The sequence below is a fragment of the Pleomorphomonas koreensis DSM 23070 genome (assembly GCF_000425185.1).
In the GTDB taxonomy this organism is placed as follows: Bacteria; Pseudomonadota; Alphaproteobacteria; order Rhizobiales; family Pleomorphomonadaceae; genus Pleomorphomonas; species Pleomorphomonas koreensis.
This window is the reverse complement of the sequence record NZ_AULH01000020.1, coordinates 77,520-94,209: the sequence shown is the minus strand read 5'-3', so window position 1 is coordinate 94,209 and position 16,690 is coordinate 77,520. Positions and strand designations below refer to the sequence as shown.

General features: G+C 67.6%; 16 protein-coding genes and 2 pseudogenes. 14 read left to right on the top strand and 4 right to left on the bottom strand.

What is annotated here, in order from left to right; genetic code table 11:
- A pseudogene (locus tag H512_RS0116915) lies at positions 1 to 364 on the top strand (AGE family epimerase/isomerase); the annotation flags it as partial.
- A 5-nt stretch (positions 365 to 369) separates the two neighbouring features.
- Here the strand turns inward: H512_RS0116915 and H512_RS0116910 are convergent.
- The 3 genes from H512_RS0116910 to H512_RS0116900 are packed head-to-tail and all read right to left on the bottom strand — an operon-like array spanning position 370 to position 3,153.
- Complete coding sequence (locus H512_RS0116910) at positions 370 to 681, bottom strand: MTH1187 family thiamine-binding protein (RefSeq protein ID WP_026784453.1); 312 nt, start codon at positions 679 to 681, stop codon at positions 370 to 372.
- Between the two features lie 29 nt (positions 682 to 710).
- Positions 711 to 1,610, bottom strand: a complete 900-nt coding sequence (locus H512_RS0116905) for a YjjW family glycine radical enzyme activase (protein ID WP_210162716.1) — start codon at positions 1,608 to 1,610, stop codon at positions 711 to 713.
- Positions 1,611 to 1,614: 4 nt separating this feature from the next.
- Complete coding sequence (locus H512_RS0116900) at positions 1,615 to 3,153, bottom strand: YjjI family glycine radical enzyme (protein WP_026784451.1); 1,539 nt, start codon at positions 3,151 to 3,153, stop codon at positions 1,615 to 1,617.
- A gap of 379 nt (positions 3,154 to 3,532) precedes the next feature.
- Between H512_RS0116900 and H512_RS0116895 the strand changes: the two genes are divergently transcribed.
- The 6 genes from H512_RS0116895 (at position 3,533) to H512_RS24570 (ending at position 10,578) form a co-directional block, all read left to right on the top strand.
- On the top strand, positions 3,533 to 4,423 hold the full coding sequence (locus H512_RS0116895) for a substrate-binding domain-containing protein (RefSeq protein ID WP_026784450.1): 891 nt from the start codon (positions 3,533 to 3,535) through the stop codon (positions 4,421 to 4,423).
- Between the two features lie 106 nt (positions 4,424 to 4,529).
- Entirely contained in the window at positions 4,530 to 6,044 is a 1,515-nt protein-coding gene (locus H512_RS0116890) for a sugar ABC transporter ATP-binding protein (protein WP_026784449.1), read from the top strand.
- On the top strand, positions 6,041 to 7,012 hold the full coding sequence (locus H512_RS0116885; RefSeq protein WP_026784448.1) for an ABC transporter permease: 972 nt from the start codon (positions 6,041 to 6,043) through the stop codon (positions 7,010 to 7,012). Before H512_RS0116890 ends, H512_RS0116885 begins: the two co-directional genes overlap by 4 nt.
- Entirely contained in the window at positions 7,012 to 7,959 is a 948-nt protein-coding gene (locus tag H512_RS0116880; RefSeq protein WP_026784447.1) for a tagatose kinase, read from the top strand. The genes H512_RS0116885 and H512_RS0116880 overlap by 1 nt, the downstream gene beginning before the upstream one ends.
- A gap of 2 nt (positions 7,960 to 7,961) precedes the next feature.
- Complete coding sequence (locus H512_RS0116875; protein ID WP_026784446.1) at positions 7,962 to 9,239, top strand: D-tagatose-bisphosphate aldolase, class II, non-catalytic subunit; 1,278 nt, start codon at positions 7,962 to 7,964, stop codon at positions 9,237 to 9,239.
- Between the two features lie 166 nt (positions 9,240 to 9,405).
- On the top strand, positions 9,406 to 10,578 hold the full coding sequence (locus H512_RS24570) for an aldose 1-epimerase family protein (protein WP_053239987.1): 1,173 nt from the start codon (positions 9,406 to 9,408) through the stop codon (positions 10,576 to 10,578).
- 82 nt (positions 10,579 to 10,660) lie between these two features.
- On the opposite strand, the gene H512_RS0116865 is transcribed toward H512_RS24570, so the two are convergent.
- Entirely contained in the window at positions 10,661 to 11,677 is a 1,017-nt protein-coding gene (locus H512_RS0116865) for a LacI family DNA-binding transcriptional regulator (RefSeq protein WP_026784445.1), read from the bottom strand.
- Between the two features lie 247 nt (positions 11,678 to 11,924).
- Between H512_RS0116865 and H512_RS27660 the strand changes: the two are divergent.
- The 7 genes and pseudogenes from H512_RS27660 to H512_RS0116835 all read left to right on the top strand — a co-directional run.
- Positions 11,925 to 12,116, top strand: a pseudogene (locus H512_RS27660) (sugar ABC transporter ATP-binding protein); the annotation flags it as partial.
- Positions 12,117 to 12,157: 41 nt separating this feature from the next.
- Entirely contained in the window at positions 12,158 to 13,003 is an 846-nt protein-coding gene (locus H512_RS0116860) for a branched-chain amino acid aminotransferase (protein ID WP_036792285.1), read from the top strand.
- 9 nt (positions 13,004 to 13,012) lie between these two features.
- A complete protein-coding gene (locus H512_RS0116855; RefSeq protein ID WP_026784443.1) occupies positions 13,013 to 13,417 on the top strand; it encodes a carboxymuconolactone decarboxylase family protein in 405 nt (134 codons plus the stop codon).
- An 11-nt stretch (positions 13,418 to 13,428) separates the two neighbouring features.
- Entirely contained in the window at positions 13,429 to 14,403 is a 975-nt protein-coding gene (locus tag H512_RS0116850) for a quinone oxidoreductase family protein (protein ID WP_026784442.1), read from the top strand.
- A 219-nt stretch (positions 14,404 to 14,622) separates the two neighbouring features.
- Positions 14,623 to 15,285 (top strand): amino acid ABC transporter permease, encoded by a 663-nt coding sequence (locus H512_RS0116845; RefSeq protein ID WP_026784441.1) that lies wholly within the window; start codon positions 14,623 to 14,625, stop codon positions 15,283 to 15,285.
- Complete coding sequence (locus tag H512_RS0116840; RefSeq protein WP_026784440.1) at positions 15,285 to 15,956, top strand: amino acid ABC transporter permease; 672 nt, start codon at positions 15,285 to 15,287, stop codon at positions 15,954 to 15,956. The genes H512_RS0116845 and H512_RS0116840 overlap by 1 nt, the downstream gene beginning before the upstream one ends.
- Positions 15,956 to 16,690, top strand: a complete 735-nt coding sequence (locus H512_RS0116835; protein WP_026784439.1) for an amino acid ABC transporter ATP-binding protein — start codon at positions 15,956 to 15,958, stop codon at positions 16,688 to 16,690. The genes H512_RS0116840 and H512_RS0116835 overlap by 1 nt, the downstream gene beginning before the upstream one ends.

Genomic DNA, 16,690 nt, shown 5'->3' with positions numbered 1-16,690 from the left:
CGACGGCCTCAGCGGCGATAACCACGCCGACGTCAAGATGGTGCTGCTCGACCGGGCGCTGGCCATCGGCCGGGCGCCGGGCACGCCCTTCCTCGCCGACGAGGTGACGATGGCGGGCAAGATGAAGGATGCCCGCCGGCTGTGGCTGCAGGCCGAGCTGCTGAAAGCCTATCTGGTGACCGGCCGGCGCCGGGACGCCGGGGCGCTGGCGGCGGCCATCGCCGACGACTATCTCACGCCGAGCGACGACGGCCCCTGGCGCGACTGCTTCGATCTTGCCGGCCGCTTCAACGCGCCGTCGGTGCCGGGCAGCTCGATCTATCATCTCTGGACGGCGGTGGCAGAAATCGCCGCGCCGCGCTGACGGCCTCAGCCGGTGGCGAGCTTGCGGCCCAGCCGTTCCTCCACCGCCACCACCTTGGAAGCGAGGCGGCTGCCGTCGCCGGCGCGGTAGTCGACCTTCAGCGCCACCTCGACGCGCGGGCAGTCGGCGCGCATCGCCTCGAAGCATTTGGTCACCACGGCCATCACCTCGTCCCACTCCCCTTCGAGGATGGTGCCCATCGGGGTGAGCTGGTAGGCGAGGCCGCTGCGGTCGATGATGTCGAGCGAGCGGGCGACATAGGGGCTGAGGCTCTCGCCCTTGCCAACCGGGTACATGGCAAACTCCAACAGCACCATCCGAACGTCTCCTTGCGTTGCATCTCGCTTCAAGGCAGCCAGACGGCGGGCAGCGCCACCGTTTGCAGGCCGGCGGCGCGCAACGCCGCCGCCGCCGCCTCGACGCCCTGCCGCGACATCTTCGGCCAGGCGAGCGCCGTCCCACGCACGCCGTGATGCTGGAAGGCGTTGAGGCGGACGCGCGTCTTCAGCCCCAGTTCGGTGACGAAGGCGGCGAGCGCGGCGATCTCGTCGGCGTCGTCGGTCTCGCCGGGAATCATCAGGAAGCGCAGTTCATAGAGCTTGCCGGCCGCCGCCAGCAGCCGCGCCGAGGCGAGCGGGCGGACGTTGCCCTGCCGCGTCAGCCGCCGGTGGCGGACAGGATCGAACGCCTTGACGTCGGCCATGACGCCGTCGGTCACCGGCAGCACCTTCGCCCATTTGTCGGCGCCGAGATGGCCGTTGCTGTCGATGAAGCAGGTGAGATGGCGGAGGTCGGGCGCCGCCTTGACGGCCGCGAACAGGGCGGCGATGAAATCGAGCTGCAACGTCGCCTCGCCGCCCGACACGGTGATGCCGGAGAGGAAGGCGGCATTCTCGCGCAAAAGCGCCAGCACGTCGGCCACCGACAGATGCCGCACCATGGGATTGGCGTGGCGCGGGCAGACGCGGAGGCAGGCGTCGCAGTTGATGCAGACGTCGGGGTCGTGCACCACCTTGCCGTCCTTCATCGTCAGCGCGCCCGACGGGCAACCCGGCACGCAGAGGCCGCAATGATCGCAGAGGCCCATGGTATGCGGGTTGTGACAGGCGGCGCAGCGGTAGTTGCAACCTTGCAGGAACAGCACGAAGCGATTGCCGGGGCCGTCGACCACTGACCAGGTCAGGAGCCGGCTGACCACGGCGACCGGTCCGTCCGCCGCCACGCCGCCATCGGAGAGGGGCATCATCGCCTCAGGCGCCCGCGCCGGCGGCCAGCTCCAGTCCGACGACGCGCGGGCGACGGTTGAGGATCGGCGTCTGAGCCGCTGCCTCGGCACCGAGACTGGTGGTGTTGGTGCGGGCCGTCTTGCCTTCATTATAGGCCTGAACGTCGGAGAGACGGATCATGTAGCCGGTGACGCGCACCAGGTCGTTGCCGGCGACGTTGGCGGTGAACTCGCGGAAGCCCATGCGGAGCGCGCCGCGGGCGAGCTGGAACACCGCCTCGGGATTGGCGCGCACCGTCTCGTCGAGCGTCAGGATTTCCGATACGCCGGAGAGATAGTGACGGTGGTGCGGCAACAGCGCCCGCACATGGGTCACCGGGTCCGGCTCGCTGCCGTAGGGGATGCGCACGCCCGGCGTGGTGCCCGCGTCGTTGGAGAGGCCGGCCTGGGCGTGCAGCATGGCAACGCCCCGCCAGACGTGCTCCATCGGCTCGGCGGCGACCAGTTCGGCCAGCCGCTCGGAGACGCGGTGGCCGATGGCGTTGGCGGCGTCATCGAGGCCGTAGCGGCCGGGCCGGCCGGCGAGGTCCTGAAGGTGGTTCACCGCCTCGGCCATGGCGAAGACGCCGAACATGGCGGTGAAGCGGTCCCTGGAAATCCACCCCTCCTCCACCAGGAACGAGCCCTCGAAGAAGCCGGAGCGGCGGAACAGGTGGTCGACGCGGGCGCGCATCAGCCGGGCGGCCAGCGCGACGTAGCGAGGCAGCTTGACGTCGAGGAAGTCGGCCTCGCTGTCGCTCGCCTCGGCGACCTTGCGGAGATTGACGCGCGACAGCGTCGCCGCGCCGCCGCCGAGCGGCAAGGCATTGTAGCAGCTGACGATGCCGTAGCCGGGCGCGTCGAAGACGGCGGCGTGCAGCGGATGATTGGCGATGTGCGGCTTGGAGCAGGCGACGATGTTGTCGGTGCAGAGCCGCAGGATGTCCTCGCCGGACACCTCGGGATCGTAGAGGAAGGTGAGGTTGGGGGCGATCTGCTTCAGCTCGGCGTCGACGCGCAGGATGGCGCGGGCGACCCGGTTGTCGGTGGGGCCGATGTCGGCGTGCAGGAAGGCGTCGGGCAGCACGCGGTCGATGTAGCGCCAGAACAGCTTGATCTTGCGATAGAGGTCGTCGTCGGAGACGCCGTCGCAGAACGGCAGCAGCAGCGCGTCGAGATGGCCGATGAACACCGGCAGGCCGGTCACCGAGGGCACGTGGTGATAGGCGATCTGAAGCGTGTTGATCGCCTCGTCGAGCGTCTCGGGCCGCGGCAGTTCGAGATGGGCCGAACCGTTTTTCAGCACCACCTCATAGTCCGGCAGCACGTAGCGCGGCTTGTAGGGGGCGTTGCCCTCGTACATGTCGCAGATCAGCCGGGCGTCGAGGGCGGCGGCGGTCTCCACGTCGAGCGGCGGATAGGGCAGCATGTTCTCGGCCGCCACGGCCAACGCGTGCTCCTTCTGGCGGAAATTGAGCGTCGGATCGCCAGTGATCCTGCGGAGCTGGCTGAGGCTGTCGGACATGGTGGTTCCTCGGACGGTTCGGAAAGCATCTGCTGGCGCCATGATAGCGCCGATCCGGCCGGAGAGCCATCGGCGCGAGAGGAACCGGCGGCTTGGTAAACCGTTTGTTGAATATTTCGTACGGCGCTCAAAATTATTACGCGCGTAAAAAATCTATGTTGACACGCGGCAACATTCCATGATGTGTTGACCGGGCCGAAACGGAGGCGTCCGTCTCCGCCGAGGCCGTTCGCCGCGGAGGCCCGCATCGGGCTCCGAAGGGCGCAGCTCCGTTCCCTCATGGGGCACGGAAGCGGTTCGCCGACAGTTCAACTGACGGCCGGCATGTCTTTCGACCCCGAGGACGGGCCGAAGCTCCCGGCCATGTGGGAGGAACAAGATGACTATTCGTTCGCTCGCTCGCCTGGCGCTCGCCGGCGCCGCCTTCGGCTTCCTCGCCTCGTCGGCGCTGGCCGACGGCATCGGCGCCTCGCTGCTCACCCAGCAGCATCCGTTCTACATCGAGCTGGCCGACGCCATGAAGGCCGAGGCCACCGCCAAGAACGTGCCGCTCGAAGTGGCGATCGCCAACCAGGACCTCAACAAGCAGCTTGCCGACGTCGAGGACTTCATCGTCAAGGGCGTCGACGTCATCGTGCTGTCGCCGGTCGACAGCAAGGGCGTCAAGGCGGTGATCGAGAAGGCCCAGAAGGCCGGCATCAAGGTGATCACCGTCGACGTGCCGGCCAACGGCGTCGACGTCACCTCCTACATCGGCACCGACAACTACGCCGGCGGCGTCAAGGCCGGCGAGCTGATGGCCAAGGTGCTCGGCGACAAGGGCAAGGTGGCGATCATCGACTATCCGACCGTGCAGTCGGTGGTGAACCGCATCGACGGCTTCAAGAAGGCCATCGCCGAGCACAAGGACATCGAGATCGTCGCCCAGCAGACCGGCATCACCCGCGCCGAGGCTCTGGCCGCCGCGCAGAACATGCTGCAGGCCAATCCCGACATCCAGGGCATCTTCGGCTTCGGCGACGACGCCGCGCTGGCCGCCGCCGTGGCGGTGAAGTCGGCCGGCCTCGAGGCCCAGGTCAAGGTGATCGGCTTCGACGGCATGGAAGAGGCCCGCAACGCGGTCGACACCAACCCGGTGATGGTCGGCGTCATCCAGCAGTTCCCCGGCGAGATGGGCAAGAAGGCCGTCGACACCGCCATCGAGGTGATCGCCGGCAAGGACGTGCCGGCCGAGCAGCCGATCGAGCCGGGCGTCTACACCGGCAAGTGATGCTATAAGCTGACGCGCGGGGCCGCTTCGCAGCAGCCCCGCGCCGTTCTTTCCCCGGTCGCGCCCGTCGCGGCCGCCGGGCTTCGCGTCGGATAAGGAGGCGGGCATGTCGGCCCCGGCCAGCGACGTCATTCTCAAGATCAACAACGTCTCCAAGCTGTTCGGCCCGGTGGCCGCGCTCCGGAACATGCACCTCGAGGTGCGGGCCGGCCGCGTCCATACGCTGCTCGGCGAAAACGGCGCCGGCAAGTCGACGCTGATGAAGATCCTGGCCGGCGTCTATCACGCCACCGCCGGCGAGGTGGAGTTCTGCGGCAGCCCCTACAAGCCGGAGAACCCGCAAGCGGCGGCCTCGCGCGGCCTGACCATCGTCTTCCAGGAACTCAGCCTCTGCAACAACATGACGGTGGCCGAGAACATCCTGGCGACGCGCGAGCCATCGGTCTACGGCTTCATCAACGATCAGGCGCTCGAACGCCGCGCCGCCGAGATCGTCCGCGACCTCGGCCTGCCGGTCGACGTCACCGAGAAGGTCGGCAACCTCTCCATGGCCCAGCGCCAATTGGTCGAGATCGCCAAGGGCCTGTCGATCCCCGACCCGCGCCTCGTCATCCTCGACGAGCCGACCTCGTCGCTGACCGAAGCCGAGACGGAAATCCTGTTCTCGATCATCGGCCGCCTCAAGGCGAAGGGCGTCGCCGTCATCTACATCTCGCACCGCATGGAAGAGATCATGCGGCTTTCCGACGACATCACCGTCATCCGCGACGGCGAGTTCATCGCCACGCGGCAGCGCGAGGACGTCACCATCGACGCGCTGATCGCCATGATGGTCGGCCGCCGGATGGACGAGATCTACCCGCCGCGCCTCTCCCCCGCCCCGGCGGAAGGCGAGGCGCCAGTGCTCGCCGTCGAGGACCTCAGCCGCGCCGGCGAGTTCGAGAACGTCTCCTTCGAGGTCAGGAAGGGCGAGATCCTCGGCTTCTTCGGCCTGATCGGCTCCGGCCGGTCGGAGGTGATGAACGCGCTGTTCGGCATGAAGGCCGCCGCCGGAACCGTCCGCATCGACGGCAAGGCGGCGACGATTTCCTCGCCGGTTGACGCCATCGGCCGGCGGATCGCCTTCGTCACCGAGAACCGCAAGGAAGAGGGGCTGGTGCTCGCCCACAGCGTCGAGTGGAACATCTCGATGGCGGCGCTCCAGCGCTTCGCCGCGGCGCTCGGCTTCATGCGACGGCGCGAGGAGCGCAAGTCGGCGGTGAGCGAAGTCGGCCGCCTCGCCATCAAGACGGCGTCGGTCGACACGCCGGTCGGCTCGCTGTCGGGCGGCAACCAGCAGAAGGCGGTGCTCGCCAAGTGGCTGCTCACCGCGCCGCGCATCCTGATCCTCGACGAGCCGACGCGCGGCGTCGACGTCGGGGCAAAGTTTGAAATCTACAAGATCATCCGCCAGCTGGCGGCCGAGGGCACGGCGATCCTGCTGGTGTCCTCCGAACTGCCGGAAGTTCTCGGCATGAGCGACCGTCTGGTCGTCATGCACGAGGGCCGGCTCGGCGCCACGCTTGCCGGCGGCGCCACTCCCGAAACGGTCATGGCCCACGCCACAGGTATCACGTCATGAGCGATGAAAAGCACGTAAAGCTCGCCCAGAAGCCCTATGCCAAGCTGTTCCGGCAGTATGGCGGCATCTTCCTCTCGCTGGTGGTTCTCTGCATCATCTTCTCGGTGATGAACCCGCGCTTCATGACGGTCGCCAACTTCATGAACGTGTTGCAGCAGATCGCGGTGATCGCCATCGCCGCCTTCGGCATGACCTGGGTGATCCTGCTCGGCGAGATCGACCTCTCCATCGGTTCGATCATCGCCGTTGCCGGCATGGTCGCCGCCCAGGCCTTCCTGGCCGGCTTCGGCTTCCTGCCGACGCTTGTCCTGACGCTCGCCGCCGGCGCGGTGATGGGCGGCATCAACGGCACGCTCACCGCCAAGCTCGGATTGCCGTCGTTCATCGTGACGGTGGCGACCATGGGCATCTTCCGCGGCCTCGTCAGCCTGCCGACCAACGGCGCGCCGGCGATGATCGAGAACCCGACCTGGATTTCCATCGGCGCCGAGAGCTTCCTCGGCCTGCCGGTGATCATCTGGATCGTGGTGGTGCTGTTCGTCTTCAACCACGTGCTGCTGTCGAAGACCACCTTCGGCCGCCGCGCCTATCTGACCGGCGGCAACCGCGAGGCGGCGGTCTACTCGGGCATCAAGGTCGACCGGGTGAAGATCACCATCTTCATGATCTCCGGCATCATGGCGGCGATCTCCGGCATCCTCTTGTCGTCGCGCCTCTATTCGGCGCAGACCAACGCCGGCACCAGCTACGAGCTGGACGCCATCGCCGCGGCCGTGCTCGGCGGCACCAGCCTGGCCGGCGGCGTCGGCACGATGATCGGCACGCTGATCGGCGCGCTGATCATCGGCATCATGAACAACGGCATGAACATGCTGTCCGTTCCCTACTTCTACCAGTTGATCGTCAAGGGCCTGGTCATCCTGCTGGCCGTCTGGCTCGACGTTCGCTCCAAGCGGGCCAAACAGTAATGCGTCAGAGCAAGGTTCTCACCATCGGCGAGGTGCTGGTGGAGATCGTCGCCACCGAACGCGGCGACGGCTTCCGCCAGCCGGTCGGGCTGATCGGCCCCTACCCGTCGGGCGCGCCGGCCATCTTCATCGACCAGGTCGGCAAGCTCGGGCAGGCGGCGGCGATCGTCTCGCGGGTCGGCGACGACGACTTCGGCCACGTCAACCTCGAACGGCTCAGGCGCGACGGCGTCGACGTCTCCGGCATCGAGGTCGATCCGCTCGGCACCACCGGCAGCGCCTTCGTCCGCTACCGCGACGACGGCAGCCGCGCCTTCGTCTTCAACATCCGCCACAGCGCCTGCGGCACGATCGAGCTGAAAGGCGCCGCCGCGGCGCTGGCCGAAAGCTGCACCCACATGCATGTCATGGGCTCGTCGCTCTACGCGCCGAGCGTGGTCGAGGCAGTGCTTCAGGCGACGCGGATCATCAAGAAGAACGGCGGCACCGTCTCCTTCGATCCCAACCTCCGCGCCGAGATCCTCAACAGCCCCGGCATGCGCGAGGCGCTGTCCGTGGTGCTGGCCGAGACCGACCTGTTCCTGCCGAGCGGCGAGGAGCTGTTCCTGTTCTCGCCGGCCGGCAGCGAGCAGGAGGCGATCGCCAACCTGCTGAAGAGCGGCATCAAGGCGGTGGTGCTGAAGCGCGGCGCCGCCGGCGCCAGCTATTTCGACAAGGACCGGCAGATCAGCCTGCCGGGCTTCAAGGTGACGGAAGTCGACCCGACCGGCGCCGGCGACTGCTTCGGCGCCGCCTTCGTCACCTTCTGGCTGGCCGGCGCCGATCCCGAGACGGCGCTCCGCTACGCCAACGCCGCCGGCGCCCGGGCCGTCACCCGCTCCGGCCCGATGGAGGGCGCGTCGACGCGCGCCGAACTCGACGCGCTGATCGCCGAACAAAGGAGCTGAACATGTCCGTCAATCCGCTATCCGATATCGCCACCTGGCGCTTCCGTTCCTCCGGCCTCAGGGGCATCCCGTCGATCTGCTCGGCCCATCCGGTGGTGATCGAGGCGGCGATGCGTCATGCCGCCCGCCTCGGCCTGCCGGTGCTGATCGAAGCCACCTGCAACCAGGTCAACCAGGACGGCGGCTATACCGGCATGACGCCGCGCGACTTCCGCGACTTCGTGGAAGCGATCGCCAAGCGCATCGGCTTCCCGTTCGGGAAGGTCATCCTCGGCGGCGACCATCTCGGCCCCAATCCGTGGAAGAAGCTCCCCGCCAATGACGCCATGGACAAGGCCAAGGTGATGATCGCCGCCTTCGCCGAAGCCGGCTTCACCAAGCTCCACCTCGACACCTCCATGGGCTGTGCCGGCGAGCCGGTGGCGCTCGCCGACGCGCTGACCGCCGAGCGGGCCGCCAGCCTTGCCGCGGTGGCCGAACGGGTGACGAAGGACGCGGCCGTCAAGCCGGTCTACATCGTCGGCACCGAGGTGCCGATCCCCGGCGGCGCCATGGAGGAAATCGAGGAGCTGGAAGTCACGAGGCCCGAGGCGGCACGCGAGACCATCGCCGTCCACCGCGCGGCCTTCGAGAAGGCCGGCATCGCCGACGCCTTCGACCGCGCCGTCGGCGCCGTGGTGCAGCCGGGCGTCGAGTTCGGCAACCACAACGTCGTCGCCTTCGATCCCGAGAAGGCCGCGTCGCTGTCGGCCGTGCTCGATGACCTCAAGGGCTTCGTGTTCGAGGCGCATTCGACCGACTACCAGACGCCGGAAGCGCTGAAGGCGCTGGTCGACAACGGCTTCTCGATCCTCAAGGTCGGCCCGGCCCTCACCTTCGCCCTGCGCGAGGCGCTCTATGGCCTCGACCATATCGCCGAGGTGCTCTACGCCGGCCGCCGCAAGGAAACGCTGCAAGCCACCTTCGAGCGGGTGATGCTGGCCCACCCCGACAACTGGGCGAAGTATTACTTCGGCACGCCGGACGAGCAGCGCCTGCAACGGCACTTCAGCTACTCCGACCGCATCCGCTACTACTGGCCCGAACCGGAGATCGCCAAGGCCGCCGGAGAGCTTCTCGCCCTGTTCGGCGATGCCGCCATCCCCGAGACCCTGATCAGCCAGTATCTGGCCGGCGTCTACGAGGGCGTCCGTCGCGGCCGGGTCGAGCCCACCGCGCACGGCCTGTCGCTGGCCATGGTCGACCGGGTGCTCGACGACTATTTCAACGCCTGCCTTTGAGGGCCTGACTTGAAATTCTCCGGGGTGAGGTAGATGGCAATGGTTTCGCGAACCGGTGCGGAGCGAACTTGAGAGTCGCAAGCCCCGGAAGCACCGGAATCGAGGCCAGATACCCCCGGTAGAGTTTCGCGTCGGGGCTCTGAGGCGGCAATACGGGACAGGCAATATGCAGGACGACTTCATTTTCACGCTGACCGATACGGCCGGCGGCATCGAGCTTGCCGATTGGGCGGTGACCTCCACCGAACTCGGCCTCGACGACGGCACGCCGTTCGAGATCGTCAAGCGCACGCTGCACGGCGGCCGGCAGGAGGGCAGCACGCTTGTGACCATCCGGGCCGGCCGGCTCACGGTGACGGTGATCCCGACGCGCGGCATGGGCATCCTGAGGGCCAGCCTCGATGGCGTCGGCTTCGGCTGGGCGTCGCCGGTCGACGAGGTGGTGCATCCCTCGTTCATCCGCCTCGGCGAGCGCAACGGCCTTGGCTGGCTGGAAGGCTTCAACGAACTGATGGTGCGCTGCGGCTACGAGTGGAGCGGCCATCCGACCGTTGACGGCGACAAGGTCTACACGCTGCATGGCCGGGCCGGCAACACGCCGGCATCAAAGGTGGAAGTGTGCATCGGCCGGCAGGCGCCGCACCGCATCGTGCTGCGCGGCCTCGTCAAGGAAAAGGCGTTCAAGAACGTCGATTTCGAGACCTGGACCGAGCTGACCGTCGTGCCCGGCGACAGCGGCTTCTCGCTCGACGACCGGCTCACCAACCGCGCCGACTACGCCCACCCCTACGAGGTGATCTATCACACCAACGTCGGCCGTCCGGTGCTCGACGAAGGCGCCCGCGTCGTCGGGCCGTTCCTCCATGTGGCGCCGTTCAACGACGCCGCCAAGCCGGATCTCGCCACCTGGGATCGTTATCGCGGCCCGACGCCCGACTTCGACGAGATGCTCTACGCCTGCGAGCTGAAGGCCGGCGCCGACGGCAAGACCGAGGTGGCGCTCGTCAACGCTTCAAGCACGCTGGGCTTCTCCGTCACCTATCACGTGGCGGAACTGCCGGCCTTCTCGCTCTGGAAGAACACCGACACCGACAGGCAGGGCTATGTCACCGGCCTCGAGCCGGGTTCCAACTATCCCTATCCGCTGCCGGTGGAGCGGGCGGCCGGCCGGCTCAAGACGCTGGAACCGGGCGCCGAGGCACGCTTCCGCCTGCGCTTCGACCTGCTTTCCGACAAGACCGCCGTCGACGCCTGCGTCGCCCGAATCGGGAAGCTCGGAACGACCGCCGGCGCGCGCGTGCACGCCGAACCGATCTACCGGACAGAGAGCCGGGCCTGATCCAAAAACAATGGACCGCCAGCCGCCATGCTCCCTCCGCGCCCCGGCGCGGGGGGAGTTGCCGTATCGGCCCCGCCTGATATCAGGCCGAGGTGCGCAGCATGATCTCGGCGTTGAGCAGCACGCGCTCGTTGCCGTGCGGCTCGACGTCCTCGTCGAAGCGGGCGTTGATCTTGTGCAGCAGCAGTTCGACGGCGATGCGGCCGATCTCGTTGTAGTTCTGCGCCACGGTGGTCAGCGGCGGACAGGTGTAGCGTGACAGCGGATGGTCGTCGTGGCCGGCGATACGCAGGTCGCAATCGTCGCCGCGTCCCACCTTCAGGCCGGCCTGGTAGGCGGCGGCCAGCACGCCGAAGGCGATGCGGTCGTTGGCGCAGAGAACGGTGCGCGTCGGGAAACCGCCCTCGCCGAGGAGGCGCACGGCCTCGGTGAAGCCGAAGCGCTCGAAGTCCCAGGAGGTGTCCGGCAGCGTCGCCACATAGCGCGGCTCCAGCTTCAGCGCCTCCATGGCCAGACGATAGGCTTCGCGACGCTCGATGGCGTTGCGGTTGACCGAGGGCATGCCGAAATAGCAGGGCGCGTCGCCCGAGCGCGACAGATAGTCGACGATCAGCCGGAAGCTCTGGCGGTTGTTGGTGCCGACGAAGGCGGATTCGGCGTCGAGCTGCGAGTCGACATAGATCATCGGGATGCTGGCGCCGAGCCGGGCCAGCTTGTCGTGGTGCGACTGCACGCCGAGCGGCGCGATGACGGCGCCGGCGACGTTCATCGCCTTGAAGGTCTCGATCGCCCGCTCCTCCAGCTTCGGCTTGCCGTCCGACGACAGCACGAAGGCCAGATAGCCCGCCTCCTCGGCCAGTACCTCGATACGGCGGGTCAGCGCCATGTAGAACACGTCGGTCGAGTTGGGGATGATGATGCCGAGAATGTTGGTGCGGCGGCGGTTGAGATTGACGGCGAAGAGGTTCGGCCGGAAGCCGGATTCCTTGATCGCCTTCTCGATGGTCTCGCGGGTCTGGCGGCGGACGGAATTGGGATCGTTGAAGTAGCGGGAGACGGTCGGGCGCGACAAGCCGACGTAGTCGGAAAACTCTTCCATCGTTCGGATCGTCGTGGTCACTCTGCCATCCCCGTTCCATCCACAACCTGAGCAGGCCATTCATTGTAGAGGCTTGCAAGGCAGGACGCCAACCGGCAGTTTGCCGCGCGGTCGCCGGCAGGCCGAATACGCTGCCCGCCGATCGAATCTTGCAGCCGATATTTCCCACGTCAAGTTTTATTTTTTCGCATGTAAAGCTACTTCTCCAGGTCATGCCTTCGGCATGGGCTTCGCGGTGATCGACAGGCTCGTTCGGAAGCCCCGCCTCGGCATCTTCGACGAGCCGACGCGTGGCGTCGACGCGGCGGCGTTCTCGTCCTATCTTCCCGAGATCCTGAAGCTCAGCGATCGCATCCTGGTCTGTCGTCAGGAACGAGTGGCCGGAGAATTCTCGCCGCCCGAGGCCAGCGAGGAGCGCATCATGTCCGCCGCCGTCCACCGAAGGCGGCGTGCCAGAAACCAAAGAGGACGACCAAGACCATGTCGCGCATCTGGACCTTTTATCACGGCGCCTGGCACGAGGGCGACGTGCGCGTGCTCGGCGCCAATTCCCACGCCACCTGGCTGGGCTCGCTGGTGTTCGACGGCGCCCGCGCCTTCGAGGGCGTGGCGCCGGACCTCGACCGTCATGCCGCCCGCGTCAACCGCTCGGCCCGCAACCTCGGCCTCGCGCCGACGCTGTCGGACGGCGAGATCGTCGGCCTGACCGAGGAGGGCCTGAAGAAGTTCGGTCCCGATCCGGCCGTCTACATCCGGCCGATGTACTGGGCCGAGGCGGGCGACGCCTCGGTGGTGGCCGCCGATCCCGATTCGACCGACTTCGCGCTCTGCCTCGAGGAGATGCCGATGGTCGAGCCCAGGGGCTTCACCATCACCACCACGCGCTTCCGCCGGCCGACCATCGAATGCATGCCGACCGACGCCAAGGCGGCCTGCCTCTACCCCAACAACGCCCGCATGCTGCGCGAGGCGCAGGCCAAGGGCTTCCAGAACGCCCTGGTGCAGGATTTCGCCGGCAATGTCGCCGAGTTGGCCACCGCCAACGTCTTCCTGGTCAGGGGCGGCGAATACTTCACGCCGGTGGCCAACGGCACCTTCCTCGCCGGCATCACCCGCTGGCGGACGATCGGCCTGTTGCGCGAGGCCGGCGAGACCGTGCACGAGGTGACGCTGACGCTCGACGACTTCCGCGCCGCCGACGAGATCTTCTCCACCGGCAACATCTCCAAGGTGGTGCCGGTGATCGGCTTCGACGACAAGGCGCTGGCCTTCGGCCCCAAGGGCCGCAAGGCGCGCGAACTCTACTGGGCCTGGGCCCATCGCTGAGGAGAGATCATGTCCACCGTGAAACTCTGGACCGACGCCGAGGCCGAGGCCGATCCGCGCGTCAAGGCGGTGTTCGACGACATCCGCGCTACGCGCAAGTCGGACTTCGTCAACAACTTCTGGCGCGGCCTCGCCAACCAGCCGCAGCTCCTCGAGCGCACCTGGGCCAGCCTGAAGGAGGTGATGGTGGCGCCGGGCGAGCTGTCGCCGGTGGTCAGGGAAATGATCTACATCGCCGTCTCCACGGTGAACGGTTGCGGCTACTGCATCCATTCCCATACCGCACAGGCCAAGGCCAAGGGCATGACCGACGGCATGCATGCCGAGCTGCTGTCGGTGATCGGCATGGCCTCCGAGACCAACGCCATCGTGCAGGCGCTGCAAGTGCCGGTCGATCCGCAGTTCCTGGCCTGACGGAGATCGGCATGTCGAAAGCCCTTGTGCTCGGCGCCCCCGGCGGCCCGGAGGCGCTGCGCTGGCAGGAGGTCGCCGATCGCGCGCCCGCCGCCGGCGAGGCGGCCATCCGCCACACCGCCATCGGCGTCAACTTCATCGACACCTACTACCGCTCCGGCCTCTACGCCTGGCCGGAGACGCCACTGATAGTTGGCGCCGAGGCGGCCGGCGTGGTGGAGGCCGTCGGACCTGAGGTGGAGGGCGTGGCGGTCGGCGACCGCGTCGCCTATACGACGCCGCTCGGCGCCTATCGCGAGCGCCGCATCATCGCCGCCGACCGGCTGATCAGGCTGCCCGACGGCATTTCCGACGAGATCGCCGCCACCGTCATGCTGAAGGGCCTGACGGTGCAGTATCTCGTCACCTCGACCTTTCCGGTGAAGGCCGGCGACGTGGCGCTGGTGCACGCGGCGGCCGGCGGCGTCGGCCTGCTGATGGGGCAATGGCTGAAGGCGCTGGGCGCCACGGCCATCGGCACCGCCGGCTCGCCGGAGAAGGCGGAACTTGCCCGCGCCCACGGCTACGACCACGTCATCGACTACCGCCGCGACGACTTCGTTGCCGTGGTGCGCGACATCACCCAAGGCCGCGGCTGCGACGTCGTCTACGACAGCGTCGGCCGCGACACCTGGGCCGGCTCGCTGCGATGCTTGCGGAAACGCGGCGCCTTCGTCTCCTTCGGCCAGTCGTCGGGGCCGATCGAGGGATTCTCGCTGGCCATGCTGGCGCAGGGCGGCTCATTGTCCGCCTGCCGGCCGATGCTGTTCCATTACATCGAGGAGCGGGCCGAACTTGAGGCGCGCGCCGCCGACCTGTTCGCCCGCCTCGCCGCCGGCGCCGTGCGGGCCGAGGTGCGTCAGCGCTTTGCCCTCGCCAACGCCGCCGACGCCCACCGGGCGCTGGAAGGCCGGGCGACCAGCGGCGCCTCGGTGCTCATCCCCTGACCACCCGACAACCTTGCAAGGATCCGTCATGGACAACCGGCCGATCGAGTTCGAGAGTTATCTGGTCGCGCGTCGCGCCGCTGCCCGCCCATGGCCGCCGCTTCATCGAGGCGCCGGCCGCCGGCGAGCAGGAGCCAAGCGGCTTGCTTGACAGCCTCGGGAATTGTCCCTACACAAAGTGAAACCGCTTTCACAATAAAAACGGCGGGGGAACGAGGGTTGCGCTTCTGGAGGGTGATCGAGCCCTACATCGGCTTCCTGCTGCAAGGCTTCGCGCTGACGGTGGCCGCCTGCCTGCTGGCCGTCATCGGCGCGGTGCTGCTCGGCGCGCTGACCGCCTCGATGCGCTCGTCGGGTAACCGCCTCGTGCGCGGCATCGCCAATGTCTACGGCGACGTGTTCCGCAACGTGCCCTTCCTCGTGCAGCTGTTCTTCTTCTTCTACGGCCTGCCCGAACTCGGCATCTACATCGGCGCCTTCGAGACCGGCGTCATCGCCCTGTCGATCGCCGGCGGCGCCTTCGTCTCCGACGTCATCCTCTCGGGCATCCTGACCATCGATCCCGGCGTGATCGACGCGGCCAAAGTGTCCGGCCTCAGTCGCGTCAAGATCTTCACCCGCATCGTGCTGCCGATCGCCCTGCGCGTCTCGGTGCGGCCGATGGGCTCGGTGCTGATCAACCTGATCCTGACGTCGTCGATCCTTTCCACCATCACCGTCAACGAGCTGACCGGCGCCGCCAAGATCGTCGCCGCCACCACCTTCAAGCCGTTCGAGGTCTACGCGGTGCTGCTGGTGCTCTACGCCGCGCTGACCACGCTGATGTCGTTCGCCATCTCGGCGGCGCACCGCCGCCTCAACCGCTTCATGACGGGGGGCTGATGCGCTACGCCGACTTCACGCCCTACGACATCGTGCTGCTCTTGCAGGGCCTCGGCGTGACGCTGGCCCTCTTCGTCGGCACGACGGTGATCGGCCTCCTCCTCGGCCTGCTGCTTGCCGTCGTTCACCACTACCGCGTCCCCGGCTGCCGGCCGGTGATCGTCGTCGTCACCGAAGCGCTGAAGAACTCGCCGGTGCTGGTGCAGTTGTTCCTGGTGTTCTTCGGCATCCCAGCCTTCCTGCACGTCCGCATGACGCCGGTCGAGGCGGCGACGCTGACCATCAGCCTCAACACCGCCGCCTTTGCCTTCGTCATCTTCCGGTCCGGCATCGAGTCGATCGAGCGCGAGCAGATCGAGGCGGCCGAGGTGTTCGGCCTGTCCCGCGCGCGCATCCTCCGGCTGATCATCGCGCCGCAGGCCGCCGCCTTCGCGGTGGGACCGCTGATCGGCATCCTGGTCAACCAGTTGCAGGTCACCTCGCTGATCTCGGTGATCGGCGTGTTCGACCTGACCAAGATCGGCAACATCCTCAATCTCAGGACGCTGCAACCCTTCATCGTCTGGGCGGTGATCGGCCTCATCTATTATACGGCGGCGAAGACGCTCGCCCATTTCGGCGGCCGCATCGAGGCGGCCTTGCGCAAGTCCGCCCAATGGGGAGGCATCTGATGATCGTCGCCGAGAATGTCGAGAAGCGCTTTGGCGACATGCCCGTGCTGAAGCGCGTCAACCTCACGGTGGCGCCCGGCGAGGTGGTGACCATCCTCGGCGCCTCCGGCTCCGGCAAGTCGACGCTGATCCGCTGCATCAATGGCCTCGAACAGCTCTCCGGCGGCAGGATCACCGTCGACGGTCACGACGTCTCGACCAAGGCCGGCCTCGTCGCCGCCCGGCGGGCGTCGGCCACGGTGTTCCAGCTGTTCAACCTCTATCCGCACATGACGGCGCTCGGGAATATCACCCTCGCCCCGATCGAGGTCTTGAAGCTGCCGAAGGCCGAGGCCGAGGCGCGCGGCCGGGCGCTGCTCGAGCGGGTCGGCCTCTCCGCCCACGCCGACGCCTATCCGCAGCAGCTTTCCGGCGGCCAGCGCCAGCGCGTCGGCATCTGCCGGGCGCTCGCCATGCAGCCGCGCTACCTGCTGCTCGACGAGGTGACCTCGGCGCTCGATCCGGAGATGACCGGCGACGTGCTGCGCATCCTCGCCGAGCTGGCCGCCGACGGCACCACCATGGTGTTCGTCACCCACGAGATCGAGTTCGCCCGCCACATTTCGAGCCGCATCGTCTTCCTCGAACAGGGCGAACTGATCGTCGACCTGCCGACCGCCGATTTCTTCGCCGAGGAGGGCGGCCTCGCCGTGCCGCGCATCCGGCAGTTCCTGTCCAAGCTGAAGAAGGACTGA